The following is a 14,671-nucleotide window of genomic DNA, read 5'->3' as shown; positions in this document are numbered from 1 at the left end:
TTATTTTGCCTCCTGCTTTTCAAACCACTTTGCCGTCACATAAGTGAATAACAGGAACAACACAACAGAAATTACTATGCCTAGCAAAATCACATCGTAGGAAAGTAGTTCTGGTTTAAACGTTACACTTCCGGTTTCTGCATACAAACCATTTGGTAGTATTTTCAAAATAGGGATCATCAGTCTACTTGGATATGTGTATGGACTAATCATCCAAATATTTTTTGTTGCCAATACAACTCCAAAAATTCCATTTGCCCCTACATTCAACAGAAGCGTCGGAAATAGACCTATTTTGTTACCTAAAAACAAGCAGATTGGAATTTGCCACATAAAAGTAACGATTAAAAGAACGCTTCCTAATAGTGCATTTACCGTAGGAATGATGCGGAAATTCTCTTTATTTACTAGTAAACTAGATAACTCGATTCCACAGAAAAACAGTATGCATGAAAAACTCAAAATCCCTAAAATTAGTAATACTTTAGAAATCCACACTCGTTTTAATGAAACTGGTAACGATAAAATGGAACGATTATTCATTTTTTTATCTTTCTTCGCAAGAAGTACACAACTTAAAGAAACCATTCCCGGAAGCATCGTAATGTACCACCAGTTGTAACTAGATAATTGAAAATAATCCGCCGATAATAAAAAGGCAATTAGTATTGTAGCAAATGGAACTAGCCAGATAAGTTTATTCAAAAAAGTATGTCTAATTTTAATTTTTTCAGATGCAATATATAGATTCATTTCTTATGCCTCCCTTCTATACTTTCCAGCCACTTGTACAAATAAATCTTCCAAGTCATCATTCTTATTCAATTTCCCCTGATACCCCAATACACCACCTGATATAATCCCAACATGATCTGCAATTTGACTTACTTCGCTTAAAATATGACTCGATAAAATGACTGTAATTCCTTTTCCAGGAAAGGATAAAATGAGTTTTCTTAATTCCTGAATTCCAAAAGGATCCAGTCCATTCATCGGCTCATCTAATATTAAAAATTTCGGATGGTTTAGCAATGCAATCGCAATTCCCAATCGTTGCTTCATCCCCATAGAAAAATCCTTCGCTTTTTTCTTATCTGTATTCTCTAGCTCCACAATATGCAATACTTCATCAATCCTTGATTTAGGCAAACCTAAAACAGTCGTACGAACCTGCAGGTTTTCTCTTGCTGTTAAATTTTCATAAAGCGGAGGAGACTCAATTAAAGCACCAATAGAATGTAGATCGTGCCGCGTCCATTTATGACCATCAAAGTAAATCTCACCAGAAGTAGGTGTAAGCATGCCTGTTATCATTTTTAAAGTGGTCGATTTCCCCGCTCCATTAGGACCTAACAATCCATAGATTGAATATTTCGGTACAGAAAGCGAAATATTTTGTACCACACTTTGCTTTCTAAATGTTTTACAAAGATTTTTTGTTTCTAACATAATCTCATTCATCCTAAACTTCCTCCTCGCATATTGTAATTCTAGAATAAATGATAATTATAAGGATTCTATAAGGAAAAGAAAAAACATAGAGAGAAAAAGAAGTTTTTACATGCAACCTGTATGAAAACTATGGATTCATATAATTTTTCTATAATTGGTTACATATGAAGAATTTATAAAAAAAGAATATCTAAACAAAAAAGAAGCGATTTATTTCATCGCTTCTTTTTATTAAATCATATTATCCCTACATAACCCTCTTAAACATCTTTTCCAACTCATAAGTAGAATGATGCACAAGAATTGGTCTTCCGTGCGGGCATGTGTACGGGTTTGTTGTTGTACGAAGTTCTTCCAGTAAAGCAAATATTTGATCGTTCGTTAAATATTGATTTGCTTTAATGGATGCTTTACAGCTCATCATGATGGCTGCTTCTTCACGTAATTTTTTAATATCAACTTTTTTTAGTTTGACGACTTGTTCCATCATTTCATCGATAATTTCTGTTTCTTGCCCTTTCGGGAACCACGTTGGATGTGAGCGGACGATAAAGGATTGATGGCCGAATTGTTCTAAAAATAGTCCAACTTTTTTCAGTTCTTCTAGCTGCTCCTCGACACGTAAAAATTCAGTAAGAGACAAGTCAATACGGTACGGTACAAGTAGTTCTTGTACTTCTTGCGCTACCCTTCCTACTTTATCACGGAAGTATTCATAATTAATACGTTCCTGTGCGGCATGTTGGTCAATCATATATAAGCCTTTATCATTTTGAGCGAAAATATATGTTCCATGCATTTGTCCAATTGGGTAAAGTGGTGGCAAGTCATTACCGTTCATTTCAATCTCTTCTATTTCCTGAACTTCCTCTTCCAATTCCTCTAATTCAAAATCTTCATCGTTACTGTTCCACGATTTCTCTTCTCGAATCGGTTCTTCCATTATCGCTTTAGTAGATGGTTGCCAACTTTGTTCTTCTCTTACGAGCGACTGTGGCGGTTGCCATTCTTGCTTCGGCGGTTGCCACAGTTGTGCTGGCTGTTTCACAGCCAGTGGTTCTTCTCGTTTTTCATCCATGTCCGTCGGTAAAACGATGTCCGGCATAGATGTTTCTTTCGGCTTCGCATGCTCAAACTGGAACTGTTCTTGCACACTTTCATCTTTTTCTTTTTTCTTTGTTGTTACACCTGCATCTGGGATGAGCTGTATTTTTTTAAATGCTGCTTGCAAAGTTTCTTCGATAAGCTTTAGCAATTCTTGTTCTTTACTAAAACGAACTTCTAATTTCGCAGGATGTACGTTAACGTCAACTAGCATTGGATCCATTTCAATCGATAAGAAGCCGATTGGATATCGTCCGACTGGCAATAATGTATGGTATCCTTGCTGAATAGCTTTCATTAATACGAAATTTCGAACGTAACGACCATTTACAATCGTTGACATATAATTTCGAGATGCTCTCGTTACTTCTGGTAATGTTACATAGCCTTTAATTGTGAAATCTAAAGATTCCGCTTCAATTGGAACAAGCTTCTTTGCAACTTGAATGCTATAAATCGATGCAAGTACTTGTCTTACATCACCATTTCCTGATGTATGAAGCAATTTCTTTTCATTATGAAATAGCTTTAACGATACTTCTGGGTGTGACATTGCAATACGATACACAATATCTGTAATATTCCCAAGCTCTGTATGAATAGTTTTCATATATTTAAGACGCGCTGGTGTATTAAAGAATAAGTTTTGTACTGTAATATCTGTTCCTTTTCGGCTCGCTGTTTTCTCCTGCTTTATAATGTCTCCACCTTTAATAATAAGGTGCGTACCAGGTGCATCACCTGTGCTAGTGATTAATTCTAATTCACTAACTGAGGCAATACTCGGCAATGCCTCACCGCGGAAACCGAGTGTTCTTATGCGAAACAGATCGTTTTCATCTTTAATTTTGCTCGTCGCATGTCGTTCAAAAGCGACAATACAATCTTCTTCTGCAATGCCATCTCCGTTATCAATGATGCGAATTTTCGATAAACCAGCTTCTTCTAAGTGGATTTCAATAGATGTACTATTCGCATCGATAGAATTTTCCACAAGTTCTTTTACGACTGAGGCAGGGCGCTCTACTACTTCCCCTGCCGCAATTAAGTTAGAGAGTTGGTCATCGAGTTTGCGAATTTTCCCCATCTACTTACTCATCCTTTCTTTAACTTTTTCTGTAAGCGATACAGTTCGTTCATCGCTTCTAAAGGTGTCATATCAAGTAAATCAATTTTTTTAATTTGCGTCAGCACTGACGTTTCTTTTGCATCTAGAACTGGTTTGTCTTGTTTTTTCGAAGATTGCTCTGCGCCAAAGAATGATAGTTGTGATTCTTCTTCATTGTCTACCTTCGTTTCTTCTATTTCTATTGGTTCCTCTTTTACAACTATAGGTTCTGGAATTACTTCTTGCTCTTGCGCTTTCACTTCTACACGCTTCGGAATAATAATTTCTTCCTGTCCTTCTAATTGCGCTAACACTTCTTTCGCTCGAGCGATTAAGCTATCTGGAAGCTCCGCAAGTTGCGCAACATGAATTCCGTAACTTTTATCAGCTGCCCCGTCTTGAATTTTATGAAGGAATACTACTTTTCCGTTCTCTTCAATAGCTGAAACGTGCACATTTTTCAGTTGATCTAAACTGTCTTCTAGCACAGTCAATTCATGATAATGCGTAGAGAATAACGTTTTCGCACCAATTTGGTCATGAATATGTTCAATGATTGCTTGCGCAAGTGCCATACCATCATACGTAGATGTACCGCGTCCAATTTCATCAAATAAAATTAAACTTCTTTCTGATGCGTTTGCAATTGCATTTTTTGCTTCTAACATTTCGACCATAAATGTACTTTGACCTGAAATTAAATCATCCGCCGCGCCAATTCTCGTAAAGATTTGGTCAAATACAGGTAACACTGCTTCTGTTGCTGGTACGAAACAACCGATTTGCGACATAACTGTTACAAGTGCTAATTGTCTCATATACGTACTTTTACCAGACATGTTCGGCCCTGTAATTAAAAATACATCCATATTCTCTGGCATAATACAATCATTCGGTACATACAATTTCCCGTTCAATACTTTTTCTACGACAGGATGACGACCATCTTTAATAAAGATTTCGCGCTTCGTTGTTAGTACAGGTTTTACAAACTGTTCTTCTTCACTCACTGTCGCAAAACTTTGCAGTACGTCTAATTCACTGATTACTTTCGCTAAATGCTGTAATTTCGGAATAAATACTTTTACTTCTTCACGAAGTGCTGTAAATAGATCATATTCTAGTTGTACAATTTTTTCTTCTGCTTCTAAGATTAATGTTTCTTTTTCTTTTAGTTCATCTGTAATGAAACGTTCCGCATTAGCAAGCGTTTGTTTACGCTCATAGCGGCCTTCTGGTAATGCTCCAAGGTTCGCTTTCGTTACTTCAATGTAGTACCCGAAAATACGGTTGTATCCGATTTTTAACGATTTAATTCCTGTAATATCACGCTCTCGTTTTTCAAGCTCAGCAATCCACGTTTTTCCGTTTTTACTCACGTAACGATATTGATCAAGCTTGTCATTATAACCATCTTTAATAATATCTCCATCTTTAATAGAAAGCGGTGGATTTTCTTGAATACTTCTTCCTAGTAATTCTGTTAAGCTCTCACATGGATCTGCACCTTGAATTAATCTCGCTGCATACGCGTTATCTAACAAACTAATCGCTTCTAAAATAGCTGGCACTTGCAGTAACGAGCGTCTTAACTGTAATAAGTCCCGTGCATTCACATTACCAAATGCAACTTTCCCTGCTAAACGTTCTAAATCATATACTTCTTTTAACTTTTCTTTTAAATCTTCACGCAAGAAGTAATCATTTACAAACGTTTCAACCATTTCTAAACGCTCTTCAATTCGTTCCTTCTGTATAAGTGGACGTTCCATCCACTGTTTTAACATACGACCACCCATAGCAGTCTTCGTCTTATCTAATAGCCATAATAATGATCCTGTTTTTTCTTTCGTTCGAAGTGTTTCTGTCAGCTCTAAATTTCGCTTTGAATGCACATCAATCTTCATAAATTGATTCGTATAATAAATTTCCACAGGCTGCAAATGATCTAATGAACGTTTTTGCGTTCTTATTACATAGTTAAATAAGCGCCCAACTGCTTTAATTAACTTTGCTTGTGAAACATTTTTCACAAGATGTTCTAGCCCTTCAGGAATTGCCGTTGCATCTTCATATGAAATCGTCATTTTTAACGTTTCCGTTAACTTGTTTAGTTCATCTTTAGAAAAGGAAGAATCTACAACAATTTCTTTCGAACCAGTTGCATACACTTCTAATAAAATATCTTCTACTGAACCAGTCAATAACGTTACTGTATTTTGTCCAGTCGTTAAATCGTTATAAGCTAACGCATATGACCCATCTTCAAAATGTGTTAATGCGGCTAAGAAGTTATTTTCTTTCTCATCAATCGTACGCCCTTCCATCATCGTTCCTGGCGTAATTAATTGTACGACTTCACGGCGCACTACACCTTTAGCTGTTTTTGGATCTTCTACTTGCTCACAAACCGCTACTTTATATCCTTTTTCAACAAGTTGTTCAATATAGTTTTTAGCCGCATGATACGGTACACCGCACATCGGTATACGTTCACTACTACCACCGTCTCGGCTCGTTAATGTAATTTCAAGTTCGTGGGCTGCTTTAACCGCATCCTCAAAGAACATTTCATAAAAATCACCTAAGCGGAAAAATAAAAAGGCATCTTGATAGTCTGCCTTAACTTTTAAATATTGCTGTATCATAGGCGTATATTGCGTCATACTTATCCTCCATAATTCTTACATAATAATCTATATTCATATATGTCACATTTCACGGACACTCTTATCTCCTATTTCAGGAGTCTTTCTTCATTATAGCACATTTCATTAGCAATCATGTTCATCTAAGCACCACTTATGTAAAGTAAAAAGCTAGGAAGAACTTCTCCCTAGCTTTCTATTACTCTTCTTCTGCATCAACGATAAAGTTCGGATCTAACTCTTCAAACTCATCATCTTCAATTTGGAAAGCATCATCTGATTCCACGCAACCTTCAGGGTTTACACTTACACAAATTTTCGTTTCGCCAACTACTTCTGTTACAAATTCACGTTCTACCGTTACAACAATTTTATTACCATTTGGTGATACAAGAGCTTCTAAACAATTTGGTGGCTGAATGACACGAGCAATAATTTCTAAATCATCACCAGAAAAGTTTTTATCACGATATCCAATACTTACTTCATCTGTGTAGTTTACACGTTCTGTTACAACTTCTGTCTTTGTATTGCCATCGAATGAATACCAAGTGTTCACATCATAGAAACCTTCAATTTCCACATGTTTTCCATTCTTTCTTGCTTCGTACGAGTGGTTAATTACCCAGCACCCTAAAATACTTGTTGGCTCATTATTCGATTCACATGTATGCGTTGACTTTGTATACTTACGTCCTTTTCCAACCACTGCTTTTGTAATAATCTCTCTAAATTCGGACATTCGTAACCCTCCTCAATCACTATTCACTTAATCATATGCGTGACAATAGCGGAATGTGTCATTCTTTTTTTGAGAAGAACTTACGTTTAATCCACTAAAAAAAGAGATGTCAATTCGACATCTCTTTAACAACCACAATTTCCTTTTTTATTTTCTACCGCTGCGCCCGTTTCACCCTTCAATACATCACCATTAGTTGAAATTAATATTTCATCTGTTACGTTGTTAGAAATCGTACTTGCAACTAGCTGTAGTAAGTCATTTACATATGTTTGTGAAGATTTAAATTCTTGTACAACTGGGATGCTATCTAACTTATCTTGCAGGGCATCAATTTCAGCTTCTACTTTTTTCAAAGCTTCCCATTTCCCGTAATGTTGCAAGTTTACTGCTTGTTTTTGCAGTGCTTTAATTTCATCAATTGCGCGCTTCACATTTTCATTTTTATGAATTTGTGCCTCTGCTTTCTTAAAGAAATCAACTTCTTCTGTTTCAGAAATCATTTTTGCTAATTCTTTCGCTTGCTCAACAATTTCATCTTTCGAATATACTTTCATCTATTATTCCACCTCAATCGGCTCTTCAACTAATTCTCCGTTAAGAGACCAAGTTTTTGCATCCGTTACTTTTACTTTCACAAGCTGACCAATTAAAGACTTTGGAGCAACAAAGTTTACAAGTTTATTTGTACGAGTATAACCTGCAAGTACTTCTGGATTATTTTTACTCTCTCCATCAACTAACACTTCTACAATTTGACCTTTATAAAGATTATTCTTTTCAATTGCCAATTTATTTACTAATGCATTTAAGCGTTGAAGACGTTCTTTCTTTACTTCCATCGGTACATTGTCTTTCATTTTTGCAGCTGGTGTACCTTCACGCGGAGAATAAATAAAGGTAAAGGCAGTATCAAACCCTACTTCACGATATAACGACATCGTTTCTTCAAATTGCTCATCTGTTTCATTCGGGAAACCGACGATAATATCAGTTGTTAATACCGCGTTTGGAATTGCTTCTTTAATTTTTCTTACAAGCTCTAAATAATGCTCACGTGAATATTTACGCGCCATAATTTTTAACATTTCTGTGCTTCCAGATTGAACTGGTAAGTGAATATGTTCTACTAAGTTGCCACCTTTTCCAAGCACTTCAATTAAGTGATCATCGAAATCGCGTGGATGGCTCGTTGTAAAACGAATACGGGCAATATCAACTTTACGGAGCTCGTCCATTAAATCGCCAAGACCGTATTCTATATCTTCAAAGTCTTTACCATATGCATTTACGTTCTGTCCAAGTAACGTAATTTCTTTATAACCATTCGCAGCTAAATGACGAATCTCTTGGATAATGTCTTCTGGACGTCTGCTTCGCTCTTTTCCGCGTGTATACGGTACGATACAATATGTACAGAACTTATCACAGCCATACATAATATTTACCCAAGCTTTAATATCACCACGACGTACTTTCGGAAGATTTTCAATTACGTCTCCTTCTTTGGACCAAACTTCAACTACCGTCTCCTTCGAGAACATTGCATCTTTTAGAATGTACGGTAATCTATGAATATTATGCGTTCCAAACACCATATCTACATGCTGATTTTTTTGCATAATTTTATTTACAACAGATTCCTCTTGGGACATACAACCACATACACCAATTAAAAGATCAGGATTTCTTCGTTTTAGTGCCTTTAAATGCCCTAGTTCACCGAACACTTTATTTTCAGCATTTTCACGAATAGCACAAGTATTTAATAATACTACATCTGCTTCTTCAGTTGAAAAGGTTGGTTCATATCCAAGTGCAGTGAAAATACCCGCCATTACTTCTGTATCGTGCTCATTCATTTGACAACCATATGTACGAATATAAAACTTTCTTCCTGTACCGAAATTGCGAAACTCTTCAGGTAAGCCAAAATCCCGTTCAATTTTAACTTCTTCTTTCCCTCGCTTTTTCGCGTCTTTTAAGGAAGGTGGTTGGTATACACTTTCAAAGTATTTGCTATAATCTTTCTCTTCTTTTTTCGTAGAGGAATTCACTTGTTGACTTGCTAATCGTTGTTGCTCGTTCATCGGTAATCTCCTTTCACCCTTAACTATACACACTTTATAGTCCATTTTAATGCGCTTAGACCCATCTCAAAAATGGTTAGATAGCTTGAGAGATAACTTGTCCTTTGAAACTTGAGTAACCAATCTAATCATCTATAAGAATGAAGTCTTCCCCACACAAATAGACATTCCCTTTTTATATTTCTTTTTGTCCTACTAAAAAGCATATTGCTTTATCCCTATACACATTACCATAGTATGAAGCGTTTCGCCAATTTTTACAAAGAAGAAGGCTTATCCTATTATTACATTTCCTAGTTAATGAACATGCAATTTTCATACAACGATTTATATATTATTTTACCATTCTGAATTTTCCAAGTAAATAAGACTGCTTTATATTTTTACTCATTAAAAAAGGCTGCCAAATGGCAACCTCCTCTTCTTACATTACATAAATTCAGCAACAAGCTCATCAAACATTTTCTGATCCATGTTTAAATCAGATTGCACTAAAGGCTTCTCACTATAGCCTTTTACTAGTTCTTGGTATGAAGGCTGCGCTGTATTTTGATAAATTAACCCTGTTACTAATCCGTTGTTTTCCATTAATGTTTGCATAGCCATCATGCGATTAGACGGATCATATCCCTCTACTGTACTTAGTTTTGTTAAATTCTCTTTAAACCAATCGTAAGTATTTACTTTATTGTAAGTAACACATGGGCTGAATACGTTAATTAATGAAAATCCTTTATGGTTAATACCAGCTTCAATAATTTGTGTTAATTCTTTTAAATCACTTGAAAAGCTTTGCGCCACAAATGTTGCACCAGCTGTTAAAGCCATTTCCATAACATTTAGTGACGGTTCAATTGAACCTTGTGGTGTACTTTTCGTTTTAAATCCAGCTTCACTACGTGGTGAAGTTTGCCCTTTTGTTAATCCGTAAATTTGGTTATCCATTACGATGTACGTAATGTCAATGTTACGACGAATAGAATGGATCGTATGTCCCATACCAATCGCAAATCCATCACCGTCACCACCTGATGCGATAACTGTTAAATCACGGTTTGCCATTTTTACACCTTGTGCAATTGGAAGGGCACGACCATGAATACTATGCACACCATATGAATTAATATAACCTGAAATACGACCTGAACAGCCGATACCAGAAATAACAGCAAGTTCATCTGGATTTAAGCCAACGTTAGCTGCCGCACGTTGAATTGCAGCTTGCACCGAGAAGTCTCCGCAACCTGGGCACCAGTTTGGTTTTACACTGTTACGAAAGTCCTTAAATGTTGCCATTTAATACAACCCCTTTTTTGCATTCGTTGTAAATCTCTTTCGGCAAGAATGGGTTCCCATCATATTTTAAAAGACTAGAAATTTTCTCACCGTTACCAAGATTCATTTTCATAATGTTAGCAAGTTGACCTGTTGCATTGTTTTCTACCACTACAACACGCTTCGCATTTTTCACAAGTGGATCGATTTCAGCTGTTGGGAACGGGTGAATTAAACGCACATGAGCATGGTTTACTTTCATACCCTCTTGTTCTAAGCGCTCCATTGCTTCTTCGATCGCACCACGAGTTGAGTTAAATCCAACAAGCAATACGTCTGCTTCTTCATGCTTAACATTTTTATAAACAGGGGTATTAAACTTCAAGTTCTCCATTTTACGGAAACGTTTGTCCATTTGATCTTTACGGTTTAATGCTGATTCAGATGGTTTACCAGTTTCATCATGTTCTACACCTGTAACATGGTGAACACCATTTTTCATACCAGGTAAAACACGTGGTGAAACGCCATCTTCTGTTACTTCATAACGCTTGAAGTATGCTTTATTTTCACGTTCTGGTAATTCCGCTTCTAAATCAAGCTTACCGCGACGAATTTCCACTTTCTCTAACTTAAGTGGTTCTACTGTCTGTTTCCCTAAAGAAAGCTGTAAATCTGTTAAGAAAATAACAGGTACTTGATATTCTTCAGATAAGTTAAACGCTTCTACAATATCATAGAAAGCTTCTTCCACTGTACTTGGCGCCATTACGATTTTTGGAATTTCACCGTGCGTACCGTAAATCATTGCCATTAAATCAGACTGCTCTTGTTTCGTTGGTAATCCTGTACTTGGACCACCACGTTGTGTATCAACAATTACTAATGGCGTTTCTGTAATACCTGCTAAACCAATCGCTTCCATCATTAAAGATAGACCTGGACCAGCAGATGCAGTTAATGTACGAACACCAGCATAGTTTGCACCGATTGCCATTGTACAAGCTGCAATTTCATCCTCAGTTTGGATTACTGTTCCGCCGACTTTTGGCAATTTTTTAATTAAGTATTCCATAATTTCAGATGCAGGTGTAATTGGATATGCAGACATAAAGCGAGCACCACCAGCTACTGCACCAAATGCGATCGCATCGTTCCCAATCATAAACATGCGCTTCTGACCATCAGCTTTTTCAAGCTGCATCATGTTTACTTTCTCACCTAGTAACTCTTTCATATATTGAGAGCCGCGCTTAATTGCGTCCATGTTCTTTTGAACGACTTGCTCTCCTTTACGACCAAAGATCTCTTCAACAACATCTAAATAAGCTGTTTCATCTAATCCTAATACCGCACTTGATGCTCCAACAGCAACCATGTTTTTCATTAATGATGTGCCTAATTCTGAAGCAATATCTGTAAACGGTATCACATATAGATTTACATCTGTATTGTCAGGTATTGTCGGATTAAATTTCGCATCTGCAACTACAATCCCGCCCGGACGTAGTTCGTGGAAGTTAAAATCAATTGTTTCTTGATCAAAAGCAATTAAAATATCTAAATCATCTGAGATCGCGCGTACTTCTGTTGTACTTACACGAATTTTATTATTTGTATGGCCGCCTTTTATACGTGATGAGAAGTGGCGGTAACCGTATAGGTAATATCCTAATCGGTTTAATGCAATACAGAAGATTTCTCCTGTACTTTCAATTCCTTCACCTTGTTGGCCTCCAACTTTCCATGAAAGTTGACTAATCATCTCCTACACCCCTTTTGGCTGCATTCATTGTAGTGTATTTTTTTACAGTAATAGTTTAGCATTTTTTATGCAAATAAACTACAATGGACGCAAATTATGCCTCTTCTGATTTCCCTGAATCTTTAGTATAAAGCTATTTTGTTTTTCATTCTAGTATTAGGTCTTAAAAAAAGCAATAATATCAAATGAATTAATTCTAATTTTTCTGGATTTTTAAAACAAAAATTTTAAAAGCTTATATGTTCAACAAAATTATCATATAAAAATCGCTCTACAGTAGATGCAGCATAGTGTTTACAAAGCTCGTTAATTACATTTTCATAATCTCGATACGCTGATACATTTACAACTGTTTCTACTATCCCATCAAAATCCGAACCAAACCCTATATTGTTCTCTCCACCTAATGAACAAATATATTCGATATGTCTTACTATATCTGCTACATTCGCTTGTTTTTCATTTGTTAGAAACTGCGGTACAAAAGTGACACCGATCATGCCATTTCGCTTTATAAGAGCTTTAAGTTGTTCATCGTTTAAATTACGTGGGTGCTGGCAAAGTTTCATACAATTTGAGTGGGAAGCAATAGGATTTTTTGCAATTTCTATAACATCCCAAAAACTTCTTTCATTCAAATGAGACACATCAGTCCATACATGTAACGCATTCAGTTCTTGTACAACATGTTTACCAAAAGTCGTTAAACCTGCCCCACGCGTCTCTAGCGCACCATCAGCTAATAGATTGGCATAATTCCATGTTAGTCCAAAAGAACGTACTCCTAGGCGATACAACAACCGTATTTTCATTGCATCTTTTCCAATTGCTTCACATCCTTCTAGTGTTAATATCGCTCCAATCTCGTCCTGTTTTAACATGTTAATATCATCTTTTGTCTGAATAAACTTCACACCTGGTAGGGATAAAATTTCATTATAAAAAATATCTACCATTTGCAATGCTACTTCAAATCGGTTTTCATATGCCACTGTTTCTGGCACATATATAGCAAAACATTGTATACTTCCTTTTCTGTTCTTTAACTGTTCAAATGTAATATGTAATTGCGAATCATGTTTAAAATCCTTTCTCCCTTGTGCACTCCATAACTGAAGAAGCACATCACAATGAGCATCAAAAATTTTCATTTTCATTCCTCCATTATAAAAACAACCTGTTTGCATACTGCAAACAGGTTGTTTAAACTTAACGAGGTTCTACAATTAATTTTATTGCTGTACGTTCTTCCCCATCAATCATGATATCCGTAAACGCTGGGATACAAATCAGGTCCAAACCACTAGGCGCTACAAATCCTCTTGCAATTGCTACTGCCTTTACCGCTTGGTTCAATGCACCTGCACCAATGGCTTGAATTTCTGCTGTTCCGCGTTCGCGAATAACACCTGCAAGTGCACCAGCTACAGAATTAGGGACCGACGTTGCTTTAACTTTTAATATTTCCATTCCGCGTTTCCTCCTCGTTTCTATAAAAAGTATTAGCAATTATTTCACTTTAACTTATATTCACGAGGAATGACACGTATTCCTGCTAAATTTCTGTAATTTTTCTAAAAAATTAAAAAATAATAACTTATCTAAATTTTAATAGGAATTACTCAAAAAATGGCTGATCATCATTAATTAAGATACGCTCAATTTTCTTAGCTTTTCCCGTATTAGGGTCCACATCAATTAGCACCGCACTTAATTGTGTTCTACCATTTGTCACTTCAAATCGTACTGGTAAGTTTGTTAAAAACTTCTTCAATACTGCTTCTCGGTCCATACCTAAAATTCCATCGTACGGTCCTGTCATACCAACATCTGTGATATATGCCGTTCCGCTTGGTAAAATGCGATTATCTGCTGTAGGAACATGCGTATGTGTACCTACTACCGCTGTAGCACGACCATCTACATACCAACCTAACGCTTGTTTTTCGCTTGTAGTTTCCGCATGGAAATCAACAAAAATAATATTCGTACGTTTTTTCGCAATGTTAATTAATTCATCCACTTTACGGAATGGACAATCAATTGGAGGAAGGAATGTACGTCCTTGTAAGTTAATAACTGCAACTTCTGTTCCATTACAGTTCACAAAAATAAGCCCTTTTCCTGGAGTGCCTTCTGGGAAGTTAGCTGGTCTTGCAAGATATTTTGCATCATCAATAAATTCAAATACTTCACGGTTATCCCAAGCGTGATTTCCAAGTGTAACCGCTTGTGCTCCGCATTCTAAAAAGTTTCGGTATATTTTTTCCGTAATTCCACGTCCACCTGCTGCATTTTCCCCATTAATAATGGTTACTGTAGGTGTATATTTCTTCTTTAATGCCGGTACGTATTGTTGAATCATACCTCTACCAGGAGATCCTACTACATCCCCAACAAATAATATTCTCATATGTCTTACCCTTCCTATGTACTACATTTTTTATTACTATAGCTTCAAGTAATTATCTTACAATATATTTATTA

Annotated in this window: 12 protein-coding genes; all 12 read right to left on the bottom strand. The window is 36.3% G+C overall.

Features of this window, described 5'->3' with window-relative positions; translation table 11 throughout:
• The 12 genes from RCJ96_RS05725 to RCJ96_RS05670 all read right to left on the bottom strand — a co-directional run bounded on the left by RCJ96_RS05725 (position 1) and on the right by RCJ96_RS05670 (position 14,597).
• Positions 1–753 carry a lantibiotic immunity ABC transporter MutE/EpiE family permease subunit gene (locus RCJ96_RS05725; protein ID WP_416503895.1) on the bottom strand — a complete coding sequence of 251 codons (753 nt, stop codon included), beginning with the start codon at positions 751–753 and terminating at the stop codon, positions 1–3.
• A gap of 3 nt (positions 754–756) precedes the next feature.
• The gene (locus RCJ96_RS05720; RefSeq protein WP_001002802.1) at positions 757–1,461 is read right to left on the bottom strand and encodes a lantibiotic protection ABC transporter ATP-binding protein; all 705 of its coding nucleotides are present in this window, start codon (positions 1,459–1,461) and stop codon (positions 757–759) included.
• A gap of 238 nt (positions 1,462–1,699) precedes the next feature.
• Entirely contained in the window at positions 1,700–3,643 is a 1,944-nt protein-coding gene (gene mutL / locus RCJ96_RS05715; RefSeq protein ID WP_416503896.1) for a DNA mismatch repair endonuclease MutL, read from the bottom strand.
• A gap of 8 nt (positions 3,644–3,651) precedes the next feature.
• Positions 3,652–6,330 (bottom strand): DNA mismatch repair protein MutS, encoded by a 2,679-nt coding sequence (mutS, locus tag RCJ96_RS05710; protein ID WP_416503897.1) that lies wholly within the window; start codon positions 6,328–6,330, stop codon positions 3,652–3,654.
• Between the two features lie 181 nt (positions 6,331–6,511).
• Entirely contained in the window at positions 6,512–7,054 is a 543-nt protein-coding gene (cotE, locus tag RCJ96_RS05705; protein ID WP_001288798.1) for an outer spore coat protein CotE, read from the bottom strand.
• Positions 7,055–7,179: 125 nt separating this feature from the next.
• Entirely contained in the window at positions 7,180–7,611 is a 432-nt protein-coding gene (locus tag RCJ96_RS05700) for a RicAFT regulatory complex protein RicA family protein (protein ID WP_446699727.1), read from the bottom strand.
• Between the two features lie 3 nt (positions 7,612–7,614).
• Positions 7,615–9,144 carry a tRNA (N6-isopentenyl adenosine(37)-C2)-methylthiotransferase MiaB gene (gene miaB, locus RCJ96_RS05695; protein WP_242304488.1) on the bottom strand — a complete coding sequence of 510 codons (1,530 nt, stop codon included), beginning with the start codon at positions 9,142–9,144 and terminating at the stop codon, positions 7,615–7,617.
• A 429-nt stretch (positions 9,145–9,573) separates the two neighbouring features.
• On the bottom strand, positions 9,574–10,440 hold the full coding sequence (locus RCJ96_RS05690; protein ID WP_000190154.1) for a 2-oxoacid:ferredoxin oxidoreductase subunit beta: 867 nt from the start codon (positions 10,438–10,440) through the stop codon (positions 9,574–9,576).
• A complete protein-coding gene (locus RCJ96_RS05685; RefSeq protein ID WP_074606234.1) occupies positions 10,427–12,184 on the bottom strand; it encodes a 2-oxoacid:acceptor oxidoreductase subunit alpha in 1,758 nt (585 codons plus the stop codon). The genes RCJ96_RS05690 and RCJ96_RS05685 overlap by 14 nt, the downstream gene beginning before the upstream one ends.
• 227 nt (positions 12,185–12,411) lie before the next feature.
• Entirely contained in the window at positions 12,412–13,335 is a 924-nt protein-coding gene (locus RCJ96_RS05680) for a dipeptidase (RefSeq protein ID WP_416503898.1), read from the bottom strand.
• Positions 13,336–13,393: 58 nt separating this feature from the next.
• On the bottom strand, positions 13,394–13,654 hold the full coding sequence (gene spoVS, locus RCJ96_RS05675) for a stage V sporulation protein SpoVS (RefSeq protein WP_000404341.1): 261 nt from the start codon (positions 13,652–13,654) through the stop codon (positions 13,394–13,396).
• Positions 13,655–13,802: 148 nt separating this feature from the next.
• Positions 13,803–14,597, bottom strand: coding sequence for a TIGR00282 family metallophosphoesterase (locus RCJ96_RS05670; protein WP_001221095.1), 795 nt, complete (start codon positions 14,595–14,597; stop codon positions 13,803–13,805).
• Positions 14,598–14,671: the final 74 nt, after the last annotated feature.

It is taken from the genome of Bacillus sp. BSL6, from assembly GCF_052928345.1.
The sequence above is the reverse complement of the archived record's forward strand: the minus strand, read 5'-3'. Positions and strand labels throughout refer to the sequence as shown.

Excerpts from the sequence above, each read along its gene's own strand:
- RCJ96_RS05700 (WP_446699727.1), bottom strand. The coding sequence starts at position 7,611 with ATGAAAGTATATTCGAAAGATGAAATTGTTGAGCAAGCGAAAGAATTA.
- RCJ96_RS05690 (WP_000190154.1), bottom strand. The coding sequence starts at position 10,440 with ATGGCAACATTTAAGGACTTTCGTAACAGTGTAAAACCAAACTGGTGC.
- RCJ96_RS05685 (WP_074606234.1), bottom strand. The coding sequence starts at position 12,184 with ATGATTAGTCAACTTTCATGGAAAGTTGGAGGCCAACAAGGTGAAGGA.
- mutS (WP_416503897.1), bottom strand. The coding sequence starts at position 6,330 with ATGACGCAATATACGCCTATGATACAGCAATATTTAAAAGTTAAGGCA.
- spoVS (WP_000404341.1), bottom strand. The coding sequence starts at position 13,654 with ATGGAAATATTAAAAGTTAAAGCAACGTCGGTCCCTAATTCTGTAGCT.
- RCJ96_RS05725 (WP_416503895.1), bottom strand. The coding sequence starts at position 753 with ATGAATCTATATATTGCATCTGAAAAAATTAAAATTAGACATACTTTT.
- RCJ96_RS05680 (WP_416503898.1), bottom strand. The coding sequence starts at position 13,335 with ATGAAAATTTTTGATGCTCATTGTGATGTGCTTCTTCAGTTATGGAGT.
- RCJ96_RS05720 (WP_001002802.1), bottom strand. The coding sequence starts at position 1,461 with ATGAATGAGATTATGTTAGAAACAAAAAATCTTTGTAAAACATTTAGA.
- miaB (WP_242304488.1), bottom strand. The coding sequence starts at position 9,144 with ATGAACGAGCAACAACGATTAGCAAGTCAACAAGTGAATTCCTCTACG.
- RCJ96_RS05670 (WP_001221095.1), bottom strand. The coding sequence starts at position 14,597 with ATGAGAATATTATTTGTTGGGGATGTAGTAGGATCTCCTGGTAGAGGT.
- mutL (WP_416503896.1), bottom strand. The coding sequence starts at position 3,643 with ATGGGGAAAATTCGCAAACTCGATGACCAACTCTCTAACTTAATTGCG.
- cotE (WP_001288798.1), bottom strand. The coding sequence starts at position 7,054 with ATGTCCGAATTTAGAGAGATTATTACAAAAGCAGTGGTTGGAAAAGGA.